At 64.8% G+C, this 23,228-nt stretch carries 27 protein-coding genes; 14 read left to right on the plus strand and 13 right to left on the minus strand.

Annotation, left to right across the window (positions count from 1 at the left end; translation table 11 throughout):
* The first annotated feature begins 55 nt into the window (after positions 1-55).
* Both TSA66_RS24045 and TSA66_RS24050 read left to right on the plus strand, forming a co-directional pair.
* Positions 56-1,480 carry a PQQ-dependent sugar dehydrogenase gene (locus TSA66_RS24045; RefSeq protein ID WP_094299026.1) on the plus strand — a complete coding sequence of 475 codons (1,425 nt, stop codon included), beginning with the start codon at positions 56-58 and terminating at the stop codon, positions 1,478-1,480.
* A 209-nt stretch (positions 1,481-1,689) separates the two neighbouring features.
* Positions 1,690-2,223, plus strand: coding sequence for a DUF2243 domain-containing protein (locus tag TSA66_RS24050; protein WP_157691775.1), 534 nt, complete (start codon positions 1,690-1,692; stop codon positions 2,221-2,223).
* On the opposite strand, the gene TSA66_RS24055 is transcribed toward TSA66_RS24050, so the two are convergent.
* From TSA66_RS24055 to TSA66_RS24065, 3 genes are all read right to left on the minus strand, one after another.
* Positions 2,224-2,820 (minus strand): CHRD domain-containing protein, encoded by a 597-nt coding sequence (locus TSA66_RS24055; RefSeq protein ID WP_040041843.1) that lies wholly within the window; start codon positions 2,818-2,820, stop codon positions 2,224-2,226.
* 69 nt (positions 2,821-2,889) lie between these two features.
* Positions 2,890-3,285, minus strand: a complete 396-nt coding sequence (gene pcaC / locus TSA66_RS24060; RefSeq protein WP_052452568.1) for a 4-carboxymuconolactone decarboxylase — start codon at positions 3,283-3,285, stop codon at positions 2,890-2,892.
* Positions 3,286-3,316: 31 nt separating this feature from the next.
* Entirely contained in the window at positions 3,317-4,519 is a 1,203-nt protein-coding gene (locus TSA66_RS24065) for an MFS transporter (protein WP_040042967.1), read from the minus strand.
* 214 nt (positions 4,520-4,733) lie between these two features.
* Between TSA66_RS24065 and TSA66_RS24070 the strand changes: the two genes are divergently transcribed.
* Genes TSA66_RS24070 through TSA66_RS24080 form a run of 3 tightly spaced genes read left to right on the plus strand, consistent with a single transcriptional unit; the run spans position 4,734 to position 7,760 of the window.
* A complete protein-coding gene (locus TSA66_RS24070; RefSeq protein ID WP_157691776.1) occupies positions 4,734-5,786 on the plus strand; it encodes an HlyD family secretion protein in 1,053 nt (350 codons plus the stop codon).
* Between the two features lie 4 nt (positions 5,787-5,790).
* Positions 5,791-6,231, plus strand: a complete 441-nt coding sequence (locus tag TSA66_RS24075) for a universal stress protein (protein ID WP_052452570.1) — start codon at positions 5,791-5,793, stop codon at positions 6,229-6,231.
* A gap of 2 nt (positions 6,232-6,233) precedes the next feature.
* Positions 6,234-7,760, plus strand: coding sequence for a DHA2 family efflux MFS transporter permease subunit (locus TSA66_RS24080; protein WP_040041844.1), 1,527 nt, complete (start codon positions 6,234-6,236; stop codon positions 7,758-7,760).
* A 27-nt stretch (positions 7,761-7,787) separates the two neighbouring features.
* Here the strand turns inward: TSA66_RS24080 and TSA66_RS24085 are convergent, their stop codons facing one another.
* From TSA66_RS24085 to TSA66_RS24115, 7 genes are read right to left on the minus strand one after another with little or no spacing between them, the layout of a single operon-like run.
* Positions 7,788-8,129 carry an iron-sulfur cluster assembly protein gene (locus TSA66_RS24085; protein ID WP_232429537.1) on the minus strand — a complete coding sequence of 114 codons (342 nt, stop codon included), beginning with the start codon at positions 8,127-8,129 and terminating at the stop codon, positions 7,788-7,790.
* 16 nt (positions 8,130-8,145) lie between these two features.
* Complete coding sequence (gene sufU / locus TSA66_RS24090; protein WP_040041846.1) at positions 8,146-8,592, minus strand: Fe-S cluster assembly sulfur transfer protein SufU; 447 nt, start codon at positions 8,590-8,592, stop codon at positions 8,146-8,148.
* Positions 8,589-9,845: a cysteine desulfurase gene (locus TSA66_RS24095; protein ID WP_040041847.1), complete on the minus strand. Its 1,257-nt coding sequence runs from the start codon at positions 9,843-9,845 to the stop codon at positions 8,589-8,591. The genes sufU and TSA66_RS24095 overlap by 4 nt, the downstream gene beginning before the upstream one ends.
* On the minus strand, positions 9,845-11,191 hold the full coding sequence (gene sufD, locus TSA66_RS24100) for a Fe-S cluster assembly protein SufD (RefSeq protein WP_040041848.1): 1,347 nt from the start codon (positions 11,189-11,191) through the stop codon (positions 9,845-9,847). The genes TSA66_RS24095 and sufD overlap by 1 nt, the downstream gene beginning before the upstream one ends.
* A 2-nt stretch (positions 11,192-11,193) precedes the next feature.
* Positions 11,194-11,985 carry a Fe-S cluster assembly ATPase SufC gene (gene sufC, locus TSA66_RS24105; protein WP_040041849.1) on the minus strand — a complete coding sequence of 264 codons (792 nt, stop codon included), beginning with the start codon at positions 11,983-11,985 and terminating at the stop codon, positions 11,194-11,196.
* Between the two features lie 15 nt (positions 11,986-12,000).
* On the minus strand, positions 12,001-13,449 hold the full coding sequence (gene sufB, locus TSA66_RS24110) for a Fe-S cluster assembly protein SufB (RefSeq protein WP_040041850.1): 1,449 nt from the start codon (positions 13,447-13,449) through the stop codon (positions 12,001-12,003).
* Positions 13,446-13,925, minus strand: a complete 480-nt coding sequence (locus tag TSA66_RS24115) for an SUF system Fe-S cluster assembly regulator (RefSeq protein ID WP_040041851.1) — start codon at positions 13,923-13,925, stop codon at positions 13,446-13,448. Before TSA66_RS24115 ends, sufB begins: the two co-directional genes overlap by 4 nt.
* A gap of 171 nt (positions 13,926-14,096) precedes the next feature.
* On the opposite strand from TSA66_RS24115, the gene sdhC reads away from it, so the two are divergent.
* From sdhC to TSA66_RS24130, 3 genes are read left to right on the plus strand one after another with little or no spacing between them, the layout of a single operon-like run.
* Positions 14,097-14,471, plus strand: a complete 375-nt coding sequence (sdhC, locus tag TSA66_RS24120; protein ID WP_040042969.1) for a succinate dehydrogenase, cytochrome b556 subunit — start codon at positions 14,097-14,099, stop codon at positions 14,469-14,471.
* Positions 14,468-14,806: a succinate dehydrogenase, hydrophobic membrane anchor protein gene (gene sdhD, locus TSA66_RS24125; protein ID WP_040041852.1), complete on the plus strand. Its 339-nt coding sequence runs from the start codon at positions 14,468-14,470 to the stop codon at positions 14,804-14,806. Before sdhC ends, sdhD begins: the two co-directional genes overlap by 4 nt.
* A 27-nt stretch (positions 14,807-14,833) precedes the next feature.
* Entirely contained in the window at positions 14,834-15,529 is a 696-nt protein-coding gene (locus TSA66_RS24130) for a succinate dehydrogenase iron-sulfur subunit (protein ID WP_040041853.1), read from the plus strand.
* Here the strand turns inward: TSA66_RS24130 and nhaR are convergent.
* A complete protein-coding gene (gene nhaR / locus TSA66_RS24135; RefSeq protein WP_040041854.1) occupies positions 15,526-16,434 on the minus strand; it encodes a transcriptional activator NhaR in 909 nt (302 codons plus the stop codon). The genes TSA66_RS24130 and nhaR overlap by 4 nt on opposite strands.
* Positions 16,435-16,599: 165 nt before the next feature.
* Here nhaR and TSA66_RS24140 point away from each other — a divergent pair, with 165 nt between their 5' ends.
* The 4 genes from TSA66_RS24140 (at position 16,600) to TSA66_RS24155 (ending at position 20,319) form a co-directional block, all read left to right on the plus strand.
* On the plus strand, positions 16,600-17,289 hold the full coding sequence (locus TSA66_RS24140; RefSeq protein WP_040041855.1) for a Bax inhibitor-1/YccA family protein: 690 nt from the start codon (positions 16,600-16,602) through the stop codon (positions 17,287-17,289).
* Positions 17,290-17,372: 83 nt separating this feature from the next.
* Positions 17,373-18,128: a TerC family protein gene (locus TSA66_RS24145; RefSeq protein ID WP_052452571.1), complete on the plus strand. Its 756-nt coding sequence runs from the start codon at positions 17,373-17,375 to the stop codon at positions 18,126-18,128.
* An 88-nt stretch (positions 18,129-18,216) separates the two neighbouring features.
* Positions 18,217-19,422 (plus strand): MFS transporter, encoded by a 1,206-nt coding sequence (locus TSA66_RS24150; RefSeq protein WP_040041856.1) that lies wholly within the window; start codon positions 18,217-18,219, stop codon positions 19,420-19,422.
* A 93-nt stretch (positions 19,423-19,515) separates the two neighbouring features.
* Positions 19,516-20,319 carry a helix-turn-helix domain-containing protein gene (locus tag TSA66_RS24155; RefSeq protein ID WP_040041857.1) on the plus strand — a complete coding sequence of 268 codons (804 nt, stop codon included), beginning with the start codon at positions 19,516-19,518 and terminating at the stop codon, positions 20,317-20,319.
* Between the two features lie 24 nt (positions 20,320-20,343).
* Here the strand turns inward: TSA66_RS24155 and TSA66_RS24160 are convergent, their stop codons facing one another.
* Positions 20,344-21,411, minus strand: coding sequence for a cation transporter (locus TSA66_RS24160; protein WP_052452706.1), 1,068 nt, complete (start codon positions 21,409-21,411; stop codon positions 20,344-20,346).
* 319 nt (positions 21,412-21,730) lie between these two features.
* On the opposite strand from TSA66_RS24160, the gene TSA66_RS24165 reads away from it, so the two are divergent.
* Positions 21,731-22,456 carry a Crp/Fnr family transcriptional regulator gene (locus TSA66_RS24165; protein ID WP_040041858.1) on the plus strand — a complete coding sequence of 242 codons (726 nt, stop codon included), beginning with the start codon at positions 21,731-21,733 and terminating at the stop codon, positions 22,454-22,456.
* A 68-nt stretch (positions 22,457-22,524) separates the two neighbouring features.
* The gene (locus TSA66_RS25865) at positions 22,525-22,869 is read left to right on the plus strand and encodes a hypothetical protein (RefSeq protein ID WP_052452572.1); all 345 of its coding nucleotides are present in this window, start codon (positions 22,525-22,527) and stop codon (positions 22,867-22,869) included.
* A 22-nt stretch (positions 22,870-22,891) separates the two neighbouring features.
* Here the strand turns inward: TSA66_RS25865 and TSA66_RS24175 are convergent, their stop codons facing one another.
* Positions 22,892-23,194 carry a putative quinol monooxygenase gene (locus TSA66_RS24175; RefSeq protein ID WP_040041859.1) on the minus strand — a complete coding sequence of 101 codons (303 nt, stop codon included), beginning with the start codon at positions 23,192-23,194 and terminating at the stop codon, positions 22,892-22,894.
* Positions 23,195-23,228: the final 34 nt, after the last annotated feature.

The following is a 23,228-nucleotide window of genomic DNA, read 5'->3' on the forward strand; positions in this document are numbered from 1 at the left end:
ACATTTCGACATCACATCGTGACTGCATGTGCAGTGATACTGCAAGACAACAACGATGAATATGCTCGCGACGGCAGCGCGCCGATTGGCCAAACATCCCCTGTTGATTCTGACAGCCCTTGGCCTGTCCGGCCTGATGCTGGCTTGCAGCGGCGGGGGCGGCGGCAGTAGCAGCAGCGGCGAGGCCGCGAGCGCGCCTACGCCGCCCGCCAACAGTGTGGCGGCCCCCCCTGCGGCAGGCGCTTCTGTTGCCGCCACGTTGCAGGTGTCGGACGCGCTGGCGTCGCCGCCCTTCAACACGCCGCGCAGCCTGCAGGTGCCGCCGGGGTTTGCCATCCGGGTATGGGCACGCGTGGCCGGGGCACGTTTCATGGCGCTCGCGCCCAACGGCGACGTGCTGGTGTCGGTGCCTTCGGAAGGCAAGATCGTGCTGCTGCGCGAGCGCACCGGCGACGTGCCGCAAATGGCCGACTTCGCCACCGGCTTGCACAATCCGCATGACATGGTGTTCCACACCATCGCAGATCAGACGTATCTGTATGTCGCGGAATCGAACCGCGTCAGCCGCTCCGTCTACCGCAATGGCGATATGCAACGCGGCAACAGCGAAGTCGTGGTCGATGGCTTGCCCGACGATTCCACGCCGGAATTGCGCGGCCGCTATGGACATCAGTTGAAAAACATCGCGCTCGGCCCGGACCACAAGCTGTATGTCTCGATTGCCTCGACCTGCAATGCCTGCGTCGAAGACACCACCAGCGACCCGGTGCGTGGCGCAATCTACCAGTACAGCGCCGACGGCAAGGAGCGTCGGCTGTTCGCCACCGGCATACGCAATGCGGAAGGTCTCGACTTCATTCCGGGCACCAATACGCTGTGGATGACAGTGAATGGCCGCGATGAAATCCGCGTTCCGCAGGATGTCGATGTTGATGGCGACGGCAGCAGCGACCTGGGCAAGATCATTGATCGCTATGTCGACGAGCATCCGGCGGAAATGCTTACGGCAGTTCGCGACGGCGGCAAGTACGGCTGGCCATTCTGCGACCAGACACTGAACGCCAGCATGTCGGACCTTGGCGCCATTGCCGACTTCGAATTCAACCGCGACGGCGCGAGCTTCAATTGCGCCGACGTGACGCGCGCCTCCAAGGGCATCCGCGCGCATGCCGCGCCGCTCGGCTTCAGCTTCCTGCAGGGCAGCAACGTGCCGGCGTCCTACCGCAAGGGCGCGGCGGTCGCGCTGCATGGCTGCTGGAACTGCACCAGCCTGCGCGCCGGCTACAAGGTCGTGTTTTTCCCGTTCGACGATGCCGGCAATGCGGGCGCCGAACTCGATCTGGTTACCGGCTTCGTCACCGACCCCGACGCGCGCGCGCTGTGGGGCCGCCCAGTCGACGTGATTGCCGATACCCGTGGCAACCTGCTGATTTCCGACGATTTCGCCGGCGCGGTATACCAGCTCTACCCGTCGCCGTAGCGCAGTTTTACAGCAGCACGGTAAGGCTTACAGCCGGCCGCCGGCGCGCGTGCCTGTTCGGACGAAAAGAAGCCTTGGCGATGCCCGTTGCGTCACTGGCATGCATGCTGCATCTGGCAAGCCACGCAGGCGTTTCGCCGTCTGCGTGGCTTGTGTCGTTTTTCTCCCTGTTCAATCAACCTGAATTGCCTGTCCGGCCCGCGCGCACCATGGGAAACCGCATCGCCTTCCTGCCGCCGCAGAAGCGGCGCTTCAACTGGGCCGGCTACCTGATCGGCTTTGCACTGGGTGGCTTCTTCGACGGCATCCTGCTGCACCAGATCCTGCAGTGGCATCATTTACTGAGCGGAATCACGCGCGCGCCATTTGACCAGGCCCGTGTCCAGCTCATGGCCGACGGCGTGTTTCAAGTCGTGATGGGTGCGGTGGCGGCGCTCGGCGTGCGCAAGCTGCTGCAGGCGCGCTATGTGCTGATCGAGCGCGCCTTCGACCGCGTGCTGGCGGGCGATGTCTTGATCGGTTTCGGTGCCTGGCATGTGACGGACGAGATACTGGCGCATTGGCTGCTGGACCTGCACCATGTGCGCGTGGACGTGGCGGATCCGTCGTGGTGGGACTTGCTGTGGTTCCTGCTGTTCGGCGTGCTGTTTGTCGCCGCCGGCATTGCCTTGCGCGTCAGGCGCGCGCCGCCCTCGGTGGACGACCAGGAAAAGCCTCCCAAGCCGCGCTCGACGCCGGCGTAATCAGAATCCGATGGTCAAGCCGATGCCGACGCCGGAGCGCGGGAAATGCCGCGCATCCTCGATCTGCTGGATTTGCCGCATTTGCTGCTCGATCAGCACCGACTGCCCGCGCACCTGTTCCAGCAGCTGCCATTGCTGGGGCGACGGCAGTTGCTCGAACAATTGCCCGCGCAACTCGCCGGCCGGGTGCGCGATGGTCCCCACGTTGAAGTAATAGCGGCCATCGCGCAAGGCACGCAGCTGGGCATCGCTGATTTCGGCGTACAAGGTCCAGGCTCCGCTGGCGGCTTCCTTGTCGAGTGAGAAGACCACCGGCCCGTTCACGCCGGTAAAACCATCCTGAATCCAGGCATGGGTGTCGCCCACGCCGGTCACCACGACGCTGGCGCGCAGGGTGCCGTTCACCGGATCGACGGTCACCACGCCCGCGCCGGTGCCGGCGCTGGCCACGGGCGGCACCTGTTCCGCGCTGGTCAATGTGGTGCTGAAGGCGAACGGCACATCGTCATGGCCGCCGCCGCAAGACGCGAGCAGCGCCACCAGTGCCAAGGGCGCCAGCCAGCGGCGCGCAAGCAAGCGAACAGCGAAAGAGTGCATGGCAAGTCCTCCTCGAACCTGTCTTCATGCTACGCGAATTCGCGCGCCCCGGCCATGCGCTGTGCGTCGTTAGCCACGCGCTGCGGCATCGGCCATCACTTCCTGCGCGGTCCGAAACGCGTCGACGGCCAACGGCGCGCCGCAGTACACGGCGGCGTGCAGCAGCACTTCGCGGATTTCCTCGGGCGTGGCGCCGTTGTTGAGCGCGCCGCGCAAATGCCCCTTCAGCTCATGCGCGCGGCCCAGCGCCGTGAGCATCGACACCGTGATCAGGCTGCGGGTCTTCAGGTCGAGGCCGTCGCGGCACCACACCGTGCCCCAGGCATTGCGGGTGATGAAATCCTGCAGCGGCATCGTGAAGTCGGTCGCGTTGGCGAACGCCTTGTCGACGAAGTCCTCGCCCATGACCTTCTTGCGCATCTGCAAGCCGTCCTGATACTGCTGGTCCTTGTTGTGCTGGTCCATGCTTCACCTCATTGAATGGAAAGAGGTGATTCTAATTCAGCGCCAGGTCGATGGCGCCGCGCCGGGCCTTCACGGCGGCCAGAAAGCAGCCGAGCGAGACCAGCGAAACGGCCAGCAGGATGAAAAGCATCCAGCGCGGCGCCGGATTGAATTCGACAAAGGCGGCCATCGCCAGCGGGCCAGCCGCCTTGGCCAGCAGGGACGGGCCGGCCAGCGCGCCGGAAATGGCGCCATAGTTTTCGCGGCCGAACAGGCTTTGCGGCACGGTGCCGCGCACGATGGTCAGGATGCCGTTGCCCAGGCCGTACAACATGCAGAATCCAGCCACGGCGAACTGGCTTTCTCCAAAGAACAGCAACGCCAGCAGCGCCGCCGGCAGGCAGGCAAATGTCAACCGGCCCACCGTTTGCGGCAGCACGCGGTGGGCCAGGGCCATTTCACCGAGGCGCCCGGCCACCTGCATCGGCCCGATCAGCGACGCCACCAGCACGGCGGTGGCGGCCGGGTGGCCGAAGCGCTGCAGCAGCGGGATCAGGTGCACCGACAGCGCCGAAAAGATGAACATGTTGGAGGCAAAGGCGAATGCCAGCTTCCAGAATGCCGGGTCGCGCACGGCCTCATGCAGGGTATGGTCGCGCGCGGCTGAGCCATGCTGCGCAAGGCGGCGCGCTCCGCCGGCGCCCAGCAAGACATGCAGCGGCGCGCACAGCGCCAGATGCAGCACGCCGTAGGTCAGGAAGGTGTGGCGCCAGCCGAGGGCGGCGTTGAGCTGCAGCGTCAGCGGCCAGAACACGGTGCTGGCCAAGCCGCCGAACAGCGTCAGCACCGAGATTGCCTTGCGCGAATGCAGCAGGAATTCGCGGTTAATGGTGGCAAACGCCGCCTCGTACAGCACCATCGCCATCGCCACGCCGACCATGCTCCAGGCGACGAAGTACAGGGCGACCGAATGAGCCATGGCAAGCGCAATCATGCCGCTGCCGGCCAAGACCGAGCCGCAGCTCATCACGGCCCGGCCGCCGAAGCGGTCGATCAGCATGCCGACCGGCGTGGCAGCCAGGCCGGCCGCCAGCAAGCTCCAGGAATAGGCGCCGAACACCACGCCGGTGGACCAACCGGACTCGCGCTGGATGTCGTGCGCGACGATGGCGAAGGCATAGTAAAGCGAACCCCACGCCACGATTTGCGTGACGGCCAGAAGACGGACCAGGCGCCAGGGTTCTTTGTTGTTCATGCGAATCTTTTCCATGGGAGACGCGTTGTAGTGTAACGCATGGCTATCCAAATATTTTTTACCCATAGCGGGCCCGGATTTACCACTTGAAGCCCGCCCCGCATCGATTATCTGGCGTGATCGGCCACGGATTGCGCGCACGTTTTTTGCATGGATGGCCGGCAGCCAATACATCGAACATCACTCGCACCACCGCCGGACAACCAGGCATGTCATGGACGCAACAGCGCAACCTGAAAAACCGTTGATACGCAAGGAAAGACTATCCAGGAAAAAGCTCATCAAGTGGCTCGCGATCGCCGCGCTGCTGATCCTTGCCGCCCTCTTCGGCTATCGCTACTGGCGCCATGGTCAGCTGTATGCCAGCACCGACAATGCCTACATCAATGCCAACACGGTCGAAATCGCGCCGCAGGTCAGCGGCAAGGTGACGCAAGTCTTCGTTCGCGACAACCAGAAGGTGAAAGCCGGCGATGCGCTGTTCGAAATCGATCCCGAGCCCTACCGTATCGCCCTGGAAAAGGCGCAGGCGCAGTTGCAGCTGGCCGGGCAGGCGGTCGGGCAGCAAAGCGCGGCGGTCGCTGCCGCCGAGGCGCAGGTCAACCAGCGCAAGGCGGAATTGCAGAATGCGCAATCGAACAACCGACGCGAGCAACAGCTGGTGCGGCAAGGCTTCCTGTCGAAACAGGGTGCCGAAGCCGCCCGTACCCAGGTTGCCACGGCCGAAGCGGCGCTGCGCGCGGCGCAAGCCAACCTGGAGCAGGCGCGCAGCACGCTGGGCGCCACCGGCACACACAACGCGACCGTGCAGGCGGCGCAGGCCGCCGTCGACCAGGCCCGGCTCGACCTCGAACATACCCATGTGACGGCGCCGGCCGACGGCAGCATCGCCAACCTGTCTCTGCGCCCGGGCAATACCGTGCAATCGGGCGCGCCCCTGTTCGCGCTCATCAGCAGCCAGGAATACTGGGCCGATGCCAATTTCAAGGAAACCGAGCTGGAGCGCATCCGTCCCGGCGAGGCGGCCACGGTCACCGTCGACATGTATCCGGACCATCCGTTTCACGGCGTGGTGGAAAGCGTCAGCGGCGGCGCTGGCACCGCGTTTTCGCTGCTGCCGCCGCAGAACGCGACCGGCAACTGGGTCAAGGTCACGCAGCGCGTGCCGGTGCGCGTGCGCATCACCGATGCCGACCCGGCGCATCCGCTGCGCATCGGCACCACGGCGACGGTCGAAGTGGCGCTTCGCGACAACCACAGGGGATGACCGCATGTACCGCAAGATCCTGCTCTGCTACGACGGCTCAGTCGAGGGCCGCAACGCGTTGAAGGACGGCGCCGACGTCGCGCTGTGCATGCAGGCGGAAACGCATCTGCTCGCCATCATCCGCACCCTGGCCGGCCGCACCATTCCGGAAGGCGTGAGCGAGACGATGATCCGCCAGGAAAACGAGGAGGCGACGCGCATCCTGAAGGAAGGCGTCGCGTGGCTCAAGGAAAGGGGGCTCGACGCGCACGGCTACATCGCCTTCGGCGACCCGATCGGGCAGATCGATAGCGCCGCGCGCGCGCTGGGCGTCGACCTGATCGTGCTGGGGCACCGCCATCGCAGCCGGCTGGCGCGCTGGTGGAGCGATGCGGAGGATGCGACGCTGCTGGAGCGCGCGCCGTGCAGCATCCTGGTGGCTGTCGCGCCGCCCGCCTCCGGATAACCATGGCACAGGAACCGGACAAGGCGTCGCGCCTGATGATCACGCTGGCGGTGATGTCCGCCACGCTGATTCAGGTGCTCGACACCACCATCGTCAACGTCGCGCTGCCGCACATGCAGGGCGAACTGGGCGCGACCACCGACCAGATCAGCTGGGTGCTCACCAGCTACCTGGTGACCGCCGCCATCTTCATGCCGCTCACCGGCTACTTCTCCGACATCCTCGGACGCAAGCGCTACCTCCTCATCTGTATCGCCGGCTTCGTCGGCGCGTCGGCATTGTGCGGCATCGCCGGGAACGTGGTTCAGATCGTGCTTTTTCGCATGTTGCAGGGCATGTTCGGCGCCGCGCTGGTGCCGCTGTCGCAGGCGATCATGAGCGACGCCTATCCGCCGGAGGAGCGCGGCAAGGCGATGGCGCTGTGGGGCCTGGGAGTGATGGTCGGGCCGGTGCTGGGCCCCACCATGGGCGGCTGGCTGACCGAAGTGGCAAGCTGGCGCTGGACGTTTTACATCAATGTGCCGGTCGGCGCGCTGTCGTGGTTCCTGGCGTCGCAATTCGTGCCGGAGACGCAAAAGAAGGCGCGCAAGATGGACTGGCCGGGGCTGGTGCTGCTGGCCGCCGGCGTGGCCGGCTCGCAGTACGCGCTCGACCGCGGCAACCAGCAGGACTGGCTGGCGGCCGCCGACATCCGCATCGCCGCCGTGCTCGGCGTGGTCGGCATCGCGGGCTTTTCCTGGTACAGCCTGCGCGCGAAACAGCGCGCGCTGTTTGACATCCGCATCTTCACCGACCGCAACTTCGCCACTGCCTGCCTGGTCATTGCGCTGCTCGGCCTGGGCATGTTCGGCACCATCGTGGTTCAGCCGATCCTGCTGGAGCGGCTGCTGAACTATCCGATCCTGACCACCGGCATGATCATGGCGCCGCGCGGCATTGCCACCGCCGTCAGCATGCTGCTCGTCGGCCGCCTGGTCGGCCGCACCGACGCGCGCGTGCTGGTCGGCGCCGGGATGCTGATCAGCGCGGTCGGCTCGCACTTCATGACGCATTATTCGCTCGACATCAACGCCTTTTGGATCGTCTGGCCGGCCATGCTGCAGGGCCTCGGCATGGGCCTGATCTTCGTGCCGCTGTCGACCATCGCCTACGCCACGCTGCCGCGCGCGCGCATGGCCGAAGCCGCCGGCCTGTACAGCCTGGTGCGTACGATGGGCTCGGCCATCGGCATTTCGATCGTCACCACGCTGCTGTCGCGCCAGGGACAGGTGCTGTGGAACGAACTCGGCGGCCACCTGACCCGCTTCAATCCGGCGGTGCAGCACTATCTGCGGGGATTGCACCTGCCGCCGGACAGCCCGAAGGCGGCGGCCCTGATCGCCGAACAGGTGGCGCGGCAGGCCGAGATGCTGGCGATGATCGACGTATTCCAGCTCATTACCTGGAGTTTCGTGGCGATGCTGCCGCTGGTGTTTTTGCTGAAGAAGAAGCAGGCGGGCGGCGGGCCGATTCCGGTTACGGCGGAATAAGCCACGCCGCCATGCCCCCCGGCATTCCTATAGAAGGCCGAGTTCGAGCCGGGTTTCTTCCGACATCGAATCGATGCTCCATGGCGGCTCCCAGACCAGCTCGACGTGCACGGACTGCACGCCCGGCACTTCGGCGACGCGGGCCTCGACCACCGACGGGAAGGTGCCGGCCACCGGGCAGGCCGGCGCGGTCAGCGTCATTTCAATTTCGACATTGCCCTGCGGGTCGATATCGAGCACGTAGATCAGGCCCAGGTCGAGGATGTTGACGTGGATTTCAGGATCGTAGATCGTGCGCAGCACCGTGACGATATCCTGCCGCAGTTCGTCCTCGGCGCCGTGCGCTTCAGTGGGCAGTTGTTCTTGCATGTTCATTCTCCATCTTTCATTCGGTCGACACCGGCGCGGCGCGATCCTTCAACGCTGCCTGCAGCGTGTGCCAGGCCAGCGTCGCGCACTTGATCCGCGCCGGGAACTCGCGCACGCCGGCCAGCACTTCCAGCTTGCCCAGCGCGGGGTCCGGTTCGGCATCGTCCTGCGTGACCATCTCGTGGAATTGCCGGAACAGGCGTTCGGCCTCGTCGAGCGTTTTGCCCTTCAAGGCGTCGGTCATCAGCGACGCCGACGCGGTCGAGATCGCGCACCCGGCTCCTTCGAAGCTGACATCCTCGATCACGTCGCCGGCCACCTTCAGGTAGACCGTGAGCTGGTCGCCGCACAGCCGGTTGTGGCCGTGCGCGACATGGTTAGCCGCGGCCAGCGCATGGAAGTTGCGTGGCTTCCGGTAGTGGTCGAAGATCACTTCCTGGTAGAGATCGCGCAAGTCGCTCATCGCTGAAACATCTCCTGCACGCGCGCCAGTGCCGCCACCAGCGCATCGACTTCGGCGCGCGTGTTGTACAGCGCAAACGAGGCGCGCGCGGTGCCGGCGATGCCGAAGCGCTGCATCACCGGCATGGCGCAGTGATGGCCGGCGCGGATCGCCACGCCGTCATGGTCGAGGATGGTGCCAATGTCGTGCGGATGCACGCCATCGAGCGTGAAGGACAGGATGCTGGCCTTGTCGCGCGCGGTGCCGACGATCTTCAGGCCGGAAATCGCACCAGCCTGCGCGGTGGCGTACTCCAGCAGCGCATGCTCGTGCGCGGCGATGGCGTCCAGACCCAGCGCCGCGACGTAGTCGAGCGCTTCGCCCAGCGCGATAGCGCCGGCGATGTTGGGCGTGCCGGCCTCGAACTTGTAGGGCAGCTCGTTGTACTCGGTCTGGCCGAAGGTAACCGAGCGGATCATGTCGCCGCCGACCTGATAGGGCGGCATCGCTTCCAGCAGCACCGCCTTACCGTACAGCACGCCGATGCCGGTCGGGCCGTAGATCTTGTGTCCCGAAAACGCGTAGAAATCGGCATCGAGCGCGCGCACGTCCACACCCAGGTGCGCGATCGCCTGCGCGCCGTCGAGCAGCACCGGCACGTGATGCGCGTGGGCGATCTCGATGATGCGCTTGACCGGCGCGATCGTGCCGAGCGCGTTGGACAGGTGGGTGACGGCGACCAGCTTGGTGCCCGGCCCGATCAGCCGCTCGACCATGTCGAGATCGAGTTCGCCGGCGTCGTTGATCGGCACCACCCGTAGCTCCGCACCGGTCTGCGCGCATGCCATCTGCCACGGCACGATGTTCGAATGGTGCTCCATCGCGCTGATGACCACGTTGTCGTCCGGCCCCAGGCGCACCCGCGCATAGCTCTGCGCGACCAGGTTGATCGCCTCGGTGGTGCCGCGCACGAACACGATTTCCTGCACGGACGCGGCGTTGATGAACTGTCGCACCTTCTCGCGCGCCGCCTCGTAGCGGTCGGTGGCGCGCTGGCTCAATGCATGCACGCCGCGGTGCACGTTGGAATTGTCATGGCGGTAGAACGCCGCCTCGGCCTCGATCACCGCCTGCGGCTTGTGGGTGGTGGCGGCGTTGTCGAGATACACCAGCGGCTTGCCGTGCACGCTCTCGCGCAGCAGCGGAAAGTCGGCGCGCCAGCGCGCGACGGCGTCGTCCTGGGGCGCTCGCAGCACTTCCGATTCCATTTTCATCATAGTCCTCCGATACGTTCTTGCTGGGGCAGGCGCGCCAGCAGCAATTGCTCGAGCCGCGCGCGCAGCGACGCGACCCGGATGCGCTCGATGACGTCATGCGCGAACGCGTGCACCAGCAGGCTGCGTGCCGCCGCCTCGGCGATGCCGCGCGAGCGCAGGTAGAACAGCTGCGTCTCGTCGAGCTGGCCGACGGTCGCGCCGTGGTTGCACTTGACGTCGTCGGCGAAGATTTCCAGCTGCGGCTTGGTGTCGACTTCGGCGTCGCGCGACAGCAGCAGGTTGTGGTTGGCCTGGTAGGCATTAGTTTTTTGCGCGCCGGGGTGCACGATCACCTTGCCGTTGAAGACCGCGTGCGCGTGCCCGTCGAGCACGCCGCGATAGTGCTCGCTGCTGGTGCCGTTGGGCTGGCGGTGATCGATTCGGGTATGGGTATCGACATGCTGGCTGCCGCCCACCAGGTACAGGCCGTTGAGCGTGGCCTCGCATCCGGGCGCGTCGAACACGGTGCTGATGTCGTTGCGCGTCAGGGCGCCGCCCAGCGTGAAGGCGTGCGAGGCGATGCGGCTGTCGCGCTGCTGGCGCGCGTGGATGCCGGCGATATGGAACGCCTCGGCGCCGTCCTGCTGCAGCTTGTGGTGCTCGACGCCGGCGCCGGGCGCGGCGTAGATGCGGGTGACGACGTTGTTGAAGTAGCGCGCGCCGTCGGCGCCGACATAGTGCTCTATTACTGTCGCCTGCGCGCCCTCATCCGCCACAATCAGGTTGCGCAGGTGATGCGCGGCGCCTTCCTCGGTGGCGATGAAAAGCAGGTGCAAGGGCGCTTCCAGCACGGTGCCGCGCGACAGGCGCAGCCAGGCGCCGTCAGCCATGAAGGCGGCATTGAGCGCATCGAACGCGGCCTGCGGCTCGCCATCGTCGCCGCCAGCCAGATACGGTTGCAGCGCATCGGGATCGGTGTCGAGCATGTGCGCAATGCTGTCCAGCTGGACGCCGGCCGGCAGCCTCCCGAGCGCAGACAGCGCCGGCAGGTAGCGGCCGTTGTGGAATACCAGCAGGTGGCTGCCGTCCTGCGGCAGCGCCAGGCAAGACAGGATCGCGGCCGCCGAGGGCGTGTCGTCCGCCACATGGTCAGCCGCGCCGCAGCTCGCCACGAACGGCTGCTGCAGCAGCGCGGCCACGCTGGTGTATTTCCAGTCCTCGTCGCGCTTGCCGGGAAAGCCGCGCTGCGCGAACAGGTCGAGCGCGCCGGCGCGCTGACGCGCCAGCCACGGCAGGCCAGCGCCGGGCAGCGCGGCAGCCACGCGGGCGTAGTCGGAAAGGTAATGATCGCGGGCGTCGTTCATCGTCATGCTCCCGCGGTGCGTGCAGCGCGCACCGGTTTTGCCTGGCGCGCCGGCGCTTCCTCGAGCCAGCCGTAGCCGCGCTCTTCCAGCTCCAGCGCCAGCTCCTTGCCGCCGGTCTTGACGATGCGCCCCTGTGACAGCACGTGCACGAAATCCGGCACCACGTAGTCGAGCAGCCGCTGGTAGTGCGTGACCATGATCATGGCGCGCTCCGGGCTGCGCAGCGCGTTGATGCCCTGCGCGACGAGCTGCAGCGCGTCGATGTCGAGGCCGGAGTCGGTTTCGTCGAGGATCGCCAGCTTCGGTTCCAAGAGCGCCATCTGCAGCACTTCGTTGCGCTTTTTCTCGCCGCCGGAAAAACCTTCGTTCACCGAGCGGTACAGCAGCTCGTCGCTCATCTGCATTTGCTTCATCTTTTGCTTGATGAGCTTCAAAAACTCCATCGCGTCGAGCTCCGGCAGCCCGCGGTGCTTGCGCACGTTGTTGACCGCCGCCTTGAGCAGGTAGACGTTGCTCACGCCGGGGATCTCGACCGGATACTGAAAGGCGAGGAACACGCCTTCGCGCGCGCGCTCCTCGGGTGCCAGCGGCAGCAGGTCGCGCCCCTGGTACAGCACTTCGCCCGCGGTGACGTGATAGTTGTCGCGCCCGGCCAGCACCTGCGCCAGCGTGCTCTTGCCGGAGCCGTTCGGCCCCATGATGGCGTGCACTTCGCCGGCATTTACGGTGAGGTTCAGGCCGCGCAGGATCTCGTTGCCGTCGACCGATGCATGGAGATTAGTGATTTTCAACATGTTTGCTTTTCCTTGTTAACCAACGCTGCCTTCCAGGCTCACGCTCAGCAGTTTTTGTGCTTCCACCGCAAATTCCATCGGCAATTCCTTGAACACTTCCTTGCAAAAGCCGTTGACGATCATCGACACCGCGTCTTCCGCCGACAGCCCGCGCTGGCGGCAGTAGAACAGCTGGTCCTCGCCGATGCGCGAGGTCGACGCCTCGTGCTCGACGCTGGCCGTCGGGTTCCTGACCTCGATGTACGGGAAGGTGTGCGCACCGCACAGCTCGCCCAGCAGCAGCGAATCGCACTGGGTGTAGTTGCGCGCGCCGTCGGCGTTCTTCATCACCTTCACCAGCCCGCGATAGGCGTTTTGCCCGTGCCCGGCGGAGATGCCCTTCGATACGATGGTGCTGCTCGTGTTGCGCCCGAGGTGGATCATCTTGGTGCCGGTGTCGGCCTGCTGGTAGTTGTTGGTCAGCGCGACCGAATAGAACTCGCCGGTCGAATGGTCGCCGCGCAGCAGCACACTCGGATACTTCCAGGTGATGGCCGAGCCGGTCTCGACCTGGGTCCACGAGATATGCGAGTGCGCGCCGCGGCAGTCGCCGCGCTTGGTGACGAAGTTGTAGATGCCGCCCAGCCCATTCTTGTCGCCGGGGTACCAGTTCTGCACGGTCGAGTACTTGATCTTCGCGTTGTCCAGCGCCACCAGCTCCACCACCGCCGCATGCAGCTGGTTTTCGTCGCGCATCGGCGCGGTGCAGCCTTCGAGATAGCTGACGTACGCGCCTTCGTCGGCGATGATCAGGGTGCGCTCGAACTGGCCAGTGTCCTTGGCATTGATGCGGAAATAGGTGGACAGCTCCATCGGGCAGCGCACGCCGGGCGGGATGTAGCAGAACGAGCCGTCCGAGAACACCGCCGAATTGAGCGTGGCGAAGAAGTTGTCGGAATACGGCACCACCGAGCCTAGGTATTGCTGCACCAGCTCCGGGTGTTCCTGCACCGCTTCCGAAAACGAGCAGAAGATGATGCCCAGTTCGGCCAGCTTGTCCTTGTAGGTGGTACCGACCGATACGCTGTCGAACACCGCATCGACGGCGACGCCGGCCAGCCGCTCGCGCTCGTGCAGCGGCACGCCGAGCTTTTCATAGGTGCGCAGCAGTTCCGGGTCGACTTCGTCGAGGCTCTTGGGCCGGTCCTTGAGCGATTTCGGCGCCGAGTAATAGATGATGTCCTGGTAGTCGATCTTCGGATAATGGACCGCCGCCCAGTCCGGCTCCTTCATCGTCAGCCAGTGGCGGAATGCCTTCAGCCGCCATTCCAGCATGAAGGCGGGCTCGTTCTTGCGCGCCGAGATCAGGCGGACGGTGTCCTCGCTCAGGCCGCGCGGCACCGTGTCGGTTTCCAGATCGGTGACGAAGCCGTGCCGGTATTCGCCGCCGATGACGTCGTCGAGTGCAGTGGTCGCGTTGCTCATGATGTCGTTTCCTGTGTCCTGTTCGTTGCGGATGTGCGCTTGCGGGTCAGCGCGCTGGCGTCGACCGGCTGCGGCACCGGCGCGATCATTTGGTCGAGCGTGATCTCGCGCAGCACGCCGAGCACCGCGCGGTTGATGCGCTGCCAGTTGGCGCGCACCGCGCACGCCGCTTCCTGGGTGCACAGGCCGGGCGTGACGCTGCATTCGGTCATGCCGATCGGCCCGTCCATCGCATGGATGATGTCGGCCAGCGTGATCTCGGCAGCCGGCCGCGCCAGCAGGTAGCCGCCACGCGCGCCGCGCAGCGACGCGACCAGGCCGCCGCGCCCCAGGATCTTGAGGATCTTGCTAACGGTAGGCACCGGCACATGGATCGCGGCGGCGATTTCGGCGGCGCTGCGGCTGCGCTCCGGCTCGCCGATCATCGCGGTCAGCACCACCGTGCCGTAGTCGGCCATCTTGCTCAGTCTTAGCATCGTCGTTGCGGGTAATTTTTAAACAGTACCAATTTAGTCCTATTAAACCGATTTTGCAAGTCCCCCGGTAATGCGGCCGATGGCGGAACTTCTCCGATATAAAAAAGTCATCCATTGCGGAACATGCCGATCGGTTCCGATTCCGGCAGTTTTTCTTGCACGGCGGACAACATGAAAGCCTCGCGGCCGACGTTCTTCAACCTGACGCAGATCCAGCTGCCGGTCGGCGCCTGCACCTCGATCGCGCACCGCATCAGCGGCGTACTGCTGGCGCTTGGCACGCCGTTCGGCATCTACCTGCTGGACCTGTCGCTGCGCGGGCCGCAAGGCTATGCGCAGGCGGCCGCGCTGCTCGAGCGCACGGGCATCAAGCTGCTGCTGGTGCTGTTCGTCTGGGCGCTGACGCACCATCTGCTGGCGGGCCTGCGCCACCTGCTCAGCGACATCGACATCGGGTCCGAGCTGCGCCCTGCGCGCGCCAGTGCATGGGCGGTCAACTGCGGCGCGGCCTTCATCGCGCTCTTGAGCATCGGAGCAGTGTTTTGAAAAAGGCGCTGTCCGGACTGCGCGCCTGGCTGGTGCAGCGCGTCACCGCCGTCTACATGCTGCTGTTCTGCATCATCGCGCTGTTGCGCCTTGCCGCAGGCCGGCCGCATTCCTACGACGAATGGCGCGCCTGGCTCGCCGCGCCGCTGACGCGCACCGCGATCGCGCTGTTTTTCGCCGCGCTGCTGCTGCATGCCTGGGTCGGATTGCGCGATGTGATGATGGACTACGTGCAGCCGCTGGCGCTGCGCGTGGCATTGCTGGCGCTGCTGGCATTCGCGCTGGGCGGCATGGCCTTGTGGGTGGCCCGCATCCTGCTGCTGGCGCCAGCCTGATGGCGGATTCACCGAGATGGGGCGCGCATGAAATTTTCCATTTACCGCTATGACCCGGACGCCGATGCGCGCCCCTACATGCAGGATTACGACATCGCGCTAGCGCCGACCGACCACATGCTGCTCGATGCGATCCTGCGCATCAAGATGGAAGACGACTCGCTCAGCATCCGGCGCTCCTGCCGCGAAGGCGTGTGCGGCTCCGACGCGATCAACATCAATGGCCGCAATGGCCTGGCCTGCATCACGCCGGTCAGGAGCCTGCGGGAGCCGGTCGAATTGCGCCCGCTGCCGAGCTTTCCGGTGATCCGCGACCTGGTGGTCGACATGACACAGTTTTTCAGGCAGTACCATTCGGTCAAGCCGTACCTGATCAACCACGACACGCCGCCCGAGAAGGAGCGGCTGCAGTCGCCGCAGCAGCGCGACGAGCTCGACGGCCTGTACGAATGCATCCTGTGCGCCTGCTGCTCCAGCCAGTGCCCGTCGTTCTGGTGGAACCCCGACAAGTTCGTCGGGCCGGCCGGCCTGCTGCAAGCGTGCCGCTTCATCGTCGACAGCCGCGATCAGGCCACGCAGGAGCGGCTCGACGATTTGAACGACGCCTACCGGCTGTTTCGCTGCCGCACCATCATGAATTGTTCGGAAGTCTGTCCGAAAGGCCTGCGGCCGTCGCGCGCGATCGAGAAAATCCGGCTGCGCATGGTCAGGGAATCGTTCTAGCGCATGAATTCCTTGCCGTGGATCGCCGACAGGATCGCCTCGACCGCCGGATGCTTGATCTTGCGCTCGTTCGAAATCGCGTAGAACTGTTCGCGCACCTGAGCCAGCTCGCCCACCGGCACTGCGCCGAACTGCTCGCGCACATCCTTGGCCAGCGCCGACGGCGCGGGGAACAGGCCGACGCCGTTGCGCCCGAAGGTGTTCAGCAGCGCATTGTCGTCGAACTCGCCGACCACGTCCGGGCGCACGTCATGGTTCTCGAACCAGTGGTCGAGCCGGCCGCGAATGGCGTTGCCGCGCGTGGGCAGCAGCAGCGGCGCGCCATTGAGGCTGGCCGGGAATTTCGGGCGGTAGCGCTTGGCCATTTCGGGCAAGCCGAACAGCGAAATTTCGCTTTCCCCCAGCAAATGACTAAACACGCGCAAAGTCGTTCCAGAAGGCACCGGCCGGTCGGTCAAGACCACGTCGAGCTTGTGCACCGACAAGTTGCCGAGCAGCGATTCGAAATCGTCTTCGTAGCAAATCAGCTTGATCTTTTGCGGCAGTTTCAATGCCGCATCGAGCAGGCGCGATGCAATCAGTTTCGGCAAGGAATCGGAAATCCCGACCGCCAGGCGCATGGTGCGGCCCACGTCGGTTTCAGCCAGGACTTCCTGCATTTGCTCGCCCAGCAGGAAAATCTGATCGGCGTAACCGAGTGCCACGCGTCCGGCCTCGGTCAGCACCAGGCGGCGGCCCTGCGGCGCAAGCAAGGCCTTGCCGATGGCCTGCTCCAGCAGAGCAAGTTGCGCACTGATCGTCTGGACCGCCACGTCGAGCCGCTCGGCGGCCCGCGTCACGCTCCCTTCCTTGGCAACAACCCAGAAATAATAGAGATGGCGATAGTTCAGCGCGGCATTTTTCATTCTTCGGTTTTTACGAAACAAAGCTTCTATTATCTTCGCTTTTTAATGCGATGCAAGCGTTATAACATAGCCTCTGTCGACGTTGATGGGAGTGTCCGATGTAGCCATGCATCGCATACCAATCTTACTGCCTGACTGTCTGTATTTTTCCGAAAGGGATGAATTATGAATGACCGCTATACTTCGCTGCGCGCCGGTTCACTGCGCAGCCGCTCGGCCACCACCGTGATCGACGCTTCGGCGCATCGCGTGCTGCGCAATACCTATATGCTGCTGTCGCTCACGCTGGCCTTTTCCGCCGTGACTGCCGGCGCGTCCGCCGCGCTCGGCTTGCCGCGCCCGGGCATGCTGCTGACGCTGGCCGGCTATTTCGGCCTGCTGTTTTTGGTCAACAAGTTCCGCGACCGCGGCCTGGGCGTGGCCTTCGTGTTCGCGCTGACCGGCTTCATGGGTTACACGCTGGGGCCGATCATCAGCCATTACCTGCACATGCCCAACGGCGCGCAGATCGTAATGACCGCCATGGGCGGCACCGCCGCGATCTTCCTTGGCTTGTCGGCGTATGCGCTGGTGTCCAAGCGCGACTTCACGTTCATGGGCGGCTTTTTGTTCGTCGGCGTACTGGTGGCCTTCCTGGCGGGCATCGCGGCGATCCTGTTCCAGATTCCGGCGCTGTCGCTGGCCGTGTCCGCGATCTTCGTGCTGCTCATGTCCGGCATGATCCTGTTTGAAACCAGCAATATCGTGCGCGGCGGCGAAACCAACTACGTGATGGCGACGGTAAGCCTGTATGTGACGATCTTCAACCTGTTCACCAGCCTGCTGCATTTGCTGGGCTTTGCAAGCAACGATTAAACCTGCTTGTCCCATGTACCTGTGAAGTGTTTAAGGGCGTCGTATCCGGCGCCCTTTTTTTGTAAAACCAACCAAGTCACGCCATGCTCGAACTGCTGCTCGACCCGCAAGCCTGGATTGCCCTGCTCACCCTGACCTCGCTGGAACTGGTGCTGGGCATCGACAACATCATTTTCATCTCGATCCTGGTCGCCAAGCTGCCGCGCGCGCAGCAAGAGCTGGCGCGCCGCCTCGGCCTGTTCCTCGCGATGTTCATGCGCATCGCCCTGCTGCTGGTGCTGTCGTGGATCGTCGGCTTGACCGCGCCGCTGTTTGCCGTTGGCCAGTGGGAGTTCTCCGGACGCGACCTGGTGCTGGTTGGCGGCGGCCTGTTCCTGCTGTGGAAGAGCGTCGGCGAAATCCACGACACCTTCGAAGGCGCGGAAGGCGCCGTGACCGCCGCCAAAAAGCTCAGCTTCGCCTCCGCCATCGTGCAGATCATGCTGATCGATCTGGTGTTCTCGCTCGACTCCATCATCACCGCCGTCGGCATGGTCGACCAGTTACCGGTGATGATCGCCGCCGTGATCGCCTCGGTCGGCCTGATGATGTTCTTCGCCCGCCCGATCGGCCTTTTCGTCGCGGAGCATCCGACCATCAAGATGCTGGCCCTGTCGTTCCTGGTGGTGGTCGCGGTCGTGCTGATCGCCGAAGGATTCGGCAATCATGTGCCGAAGGGATATATCTACAGCGCGATGGCCTTCTCGGTCGTGGTGGAAATGCTCAATATCCGCCTGCGCAGGCGCACCCGCACTGGCCATACGGCGCAGCCGGAGCAGGTACGCCAGGAAGGACATTGATCCTTCCTGAAGTTTCCGGCGCCATCTGCTAATCTCGGGCATTCCGGCACACATCGCATAGGCGGTGTGTGCGCCTGCCTGTGACGCAATGACCAATCCGCTGCGCGAATACCGCTCTTTCCGCCATTTCTTCCTCAGTCGCATCGCGACGACCATGGCCAACCAGATGATGATGGTCGTCATTGGCTGGCAAATGTATGACCTCACCCATAGCGCCTACGACCTCGGCATGGTCGGCCTGGCGCAATTCCTGCCGTCGCTGGCGCTGACGCTGGTGGTCGGCCAGGTGGCCGACCGCTTCGACCGGCGCCGCGTGCTCGCCTGGTGCCTGGGCGGCCAGCTGCTGGTCGCCGCGCTGCTGGTCGCCGGCACCTGGGGCGGCTGGCTGAACAAGCAGGCGATCCTGTCCGCCGCCGTCGCACTGGGCGCGGCCAAGGCGTTCCAGATGCCGACGCAGCAGTCGCTCGGCCCGCTGCTGGTGCCGCCGCCGGTGCTGCCGCGGGCGATTTCGATCAGCGCCGCCGGCTCGCAGTTCGCCATCATCGTCGGCCCGGCCGTGGGCGGCTTCCTGTACGTGGCCGGGCCGCAGGTAGTCTATGCGACCAGCGCGGTACTGTTTTCGGTCGCCATCGGCATGGCGCTGGCGGTCCGCCTCGATCATGCGCCCTTGAAGCGCGAAGCGGTCAGCCTGCAAAGCCTGTTTGCCGGGATTGCCTTCATCTGGCACCGCAAGGAAGTGCTCGGCGCGATTTCACTCGACCTGTTCGCGGTGCTGCTGGGTGGCGCCACCGCCTTGCTGCCGATTTTCACGCGCGACATCCTGCATGTCGGCCCTTGGGGGCTGGGGCTGCTGCGCTCGGCGCCGGCCGTCGGCGCGCTGGCCGTGTCGCTCGTGCTGACGCGGCATCCGATCCAGCGCCGCGCAGGGAAAATCATGTTCGGCTCGGTGGCGCTGTACGGGCTTGCCACCCTGGTGTTCGCCTTGTCCGGCACGTTCCTGCTGTCGCTGGTCGCGCTGGCCGCCAGCGGCGCATTCGACATGGTATCGGTGGTGATCCGGCAGTCGCTGGTGCAGCTCGACACGCCCAATGACATGCGCGGGCGCGTCAGCGCGGTCAACTCGATCTTCATCGGCGCATCCAACCAGCTTGGCGAATTCGAGTCGGGGCTGACCGCTGCCTGGTTCGGTACGGTGCCGTCGGTGGTCATCGGGGCTGCCGGCACGCTGCTGGTGGTGGCGGCATGGATGAAACTGTTTCCGGCGCTGGCGCGGCGGGAAAGGCTGGGCAGTTAGGGAGCAGCCGGGACCTGCGCGGACGCCTTCCGGCGCGAACCGATGACGTCGCAGGTAATGGGCATGTACAGTTGCCTTAGGTATGATTGGAACATGACGAACACGATCCGCCCCGTTGGAGAGTACCTGCGCCAGTGGCGCCAGCGGCGCCGCCTGAGCCAGCTCGACCTGGCGCTGGAAGCCGAGATTTCGACGCGCCACCTGAGTTTCATGGAAACCGGGCGCGCCCTGCCGAGCCGCGAGATGGTGCTGCGCCTGGCGGAGCGGCTCGACATTCCGCTGCGCGAACGCAATGCGCTGCTGCTCGCCGCCGGCTACGCGCCGATGTTCCTGCAACGAAAGCTGGACGATCCGGCGCTGCAGGCCGTGCGCAAGGCGATGGAACTGGTGCTGGCCGGGCATGAACCGTATCCGGCGCTGGCGATCGACCGCCACTGGAACCTGGTCGCAGCCAACAAGGCGCTGCCGCCGCTGCTGGACGGGGTCGATCCCGCCCTCCTGCAGCCGCCGGTCAATGTGCTGCGGCTAAGCCTGCATCCGCAAGGCATGGCGCCGCGCATCGCCAATTACTGGGAATGGCGCGCCCACCTGTTCGAGCGGCTGCGCCGCCAGATCGATCTCTCGGCCGACCCGGTGCTGACGGAGCTACTGCATGAGTTGAGCGGCTATCCGGCGCCGGACGGGCTGGCACCGCAGGCAAGCGGCAGCAGCCAGGCCTACGCGGGCGTCGTGGTGCCGCTGCAACTGGCGAGCCCCGCCGGCACGCTGTCGTTCATCAGCACCACCACCCTGTTCGGCACGCCGCTCGACGTGACGCTGTCAGAACTGGCGCTGGAATCGTTCTTTCCGGCCGACGAGCGGACGGCGCAGGCCTTGCAGCGTCACGCCGCCTTGTAGGGCGTGATCGCCCCGCGGCTTGGCTCACTTGAGCTGCAGGATGCGTCGCGCGCCGTTCAGTACGATGAAGCCGATGATGGTGCCGATGACCAGGTCGGGATAGGGCGACCCCGTCCATGCCACCAGTGCGCCGGCGACGATGACGCCGGCGTTGGCAATGACGTCATTCGCAGAAAAGATGTAGCTGGCTTTCATGTGCGCGCCCCCATCCCGCTTGAGCGAAATCAGGATCAGGCAGGTCGCGTTTGCCGCCAGCGCGAGCAGCCCGATGTACATCATCAAGCCCGACTCCGGCTCGCTGCCGTCAATAAAGCGGCGCGCCACCTCGATCAGCGCGCCTATGGCGAGCGCCATCTGCAGCCACCCGGCAAAGTGCGCGGCGCGGACCTTCATGCTGGCGGCGCGACCGACGGCATATAGCGCGAGGCCATACACCGCGGCGTCGGCGAACATGTCCAGGGAATCGGCGATCAGGCCGGTTGATTGCGCGAGCAATCCCACCACGAGTTCCAGGATGAACATGACTGCATTGATCGCCAGGAGAAGGCGCAGCGTGCGCGCCTCGGAAGCGTCCTCATGCCGACGGGCTGCGTCGTGCGTCGCAATTGAGGCCGGCGCCGAATCGCGCAGGGCCGCTTCCAGATGGAGCGGTTCAAGCCGTTCCAGGATCGCTGCCGGTGGGCCGAGATGAATGACCTCCAGCACGCGGTTGGCAAGGTCGAACCGCAGCGCCCCAATGCCGGGCAGCTCCGCGAGCGCCATGCGGATCATGCTTTCTTCCGACGGACAGTCCATTTTCGGAACAGAAAAAGAGCTGCGGAAATACGCGCCCGTCTCCTGCGGTGACGCGACCGGCGTCGACCGCAGAAGCGCTGCGCCAAGGTTTAGGGGACGCAGGCGGTCCAGCACTGGCTGCGGGGAGCCGCGATGGCGGACACGCAATTCCCGGCCGGCCAGATCGAACGCCAGGCTTTGCACCTCGCTTAAGCCGTCTAACGCCAGGCGAATCAGGTTTTCCTCGGACGGGCAATCCATCTTGGGAATCGCGAATGCGCTTTCGGTTGCGGCGGGTTCAACTAGGTTGTCTGTCATGGCCATCGTTCCGGGGATTCCTATAAATAAAGTGCGCACGCCCCTGCAACAGGCCTTGCATGCCGCCACCGAAATGACTATTAAATTAACACGGTGGTATTAATTGAGAAAAATAGTCCGTTTCTCGCTGCGGCCATAGATGGGCGAACCATCCGGCCCAGCGCCGCTAATGGCCTAGCAATAGATACGCGGACCTTCGGCCTTGCAACATGTAACAGTTCATAACATACGCCAAACTTCGCCATTCGTTGCATGTCCAACAAGATCAGCAAGGCGATGCCGATGAGGTATCGCGCGTCATTTTCAGGAAGGACTTGCAATGACTGCCATTGCACAATCGGATCGGGGATGCAAGAACACCCTGCTGGCGCGGCTGCCGGAAGAAGACTATCAGGCGCTCGCGCCCCACCTGCAACTGGTGCCGACGCCGTTCAACACCGTCCTGTTCGAGCGCGACAAGCCGATCGAGTATGTGTACTTTCCCTGCAGCGGTGCCCATTCGGTGCTGGCGGTGATGCAGGACGGCGCCATGGTGGAGGTCGGCACGGTGGGCAACGAGGGATTGTCGACCGTCGAGATCCTGATCGGCGGCGACGTGGCGAGCGAGCGGGTCGTGTGCCAGGTCCCGGGCGAAAGCCTGCGCATGCCGGCGGCACGCTTCCGGGAAGCGGTGACCGGGGATACGGCGCTGCGCCGCATCGCGCACCGCTACCTGCAGGCCTACATCAGCCAGGTGTCGCAGTCGGTGGCCTGCAACCGGCTGCATTCGATCGAGGAGCGCTTCGCGCGCTGGGTGCTGATGAGCCATGACCGCGTTCCCGGCGACGAGCTGCAGCTGACGCAGGAATATCTCGCCTGCATGCTGGGCGTGCACCGGCCCAGCGTGAGCCTGGTGGCTCGGACCTTCCAGCAGGCCGGCATCATCAAGTACAGCCGAGGCATAATCACCATCCTCGACCGACCGGCGCTGGAAGAAGCCTGTTGCGAATGCTATTTCGTGGTGCGCAGACAGTTCGAGCGCATACTCGGCGTCTGGTCTTCCTGATGCGGCGCCCCGCGTTGCTCCCGCGTATGTCAGGAATCGTACAGAACAAGCTCTTCCCGAATGCGAGAATGCAGCGCATTTTCATCAGAGCCGATTCCATGAACAACACGCCGAAAGACGGCCCGCTCTCGTCGCTGCCTTTCCTGGTCGGAGAGCCTTCCGGTCCGGGATGGCAGGAACCGGTGGATGTCGATGCGGGACGCTTGCTGGATCGCCTGCTTGTCAGGCTGCAGCTGGCGGATGACGTCGCGCTGGCCCAACGGCTGCAGGTGACGCCGCCCATCATCAAGATGATCCGGGAAGAAAAACTGGCGGTCAGTCCGCTGGTCATGCTGCGCTGGGCGCACACCACGACAGGGATCGCGCTCGACGAATTGCGCGAGCTGGCGCAGGGACGGCAGGACGGCGCCTGAGGCGCCGCCGGCTCAGCCTGGTTCAGCCCACGCCGGCCGCGGCCACGGTATCGCAAAACACGATGCGTGGCGGCGCGGCCAGCAAATGCTCGAACCGCTTCAACGCCTGCTGCACCGGCGTCGAGGCCAGGTGTTCGTTGCACGCCGCACGGTCCCGGTACAGCTCGTACAGCACGAAGGCGGTAGCGCTTTCCTGCTGCCGGTGCACCGCATACGCGAGATTGCCGGACTCGCTGCGCGCGACCTCGACCAGTCCCTTCAATATATTTTCAACTTCGCGTGTCGCGGACGGCGCGGCATTTAGTTCTGCAAGCAGCAGGAACATGGCTTTTCCTTTTCGTTGACAGGAGCAGCCATGT

This window comes from Noviherbaspirillum autotrophicum (genome assembly GCF_000818395.1).
In the GTDB taxonomy this organism is placed as follows: domain Bacteria; phylum Pseudomonadota; class Gammaproteobacteria; order Burkholderiales; family Burkholderiaceae_D; genus Noviherbaspirillum; species Noviherbaspirillum autotrophicum.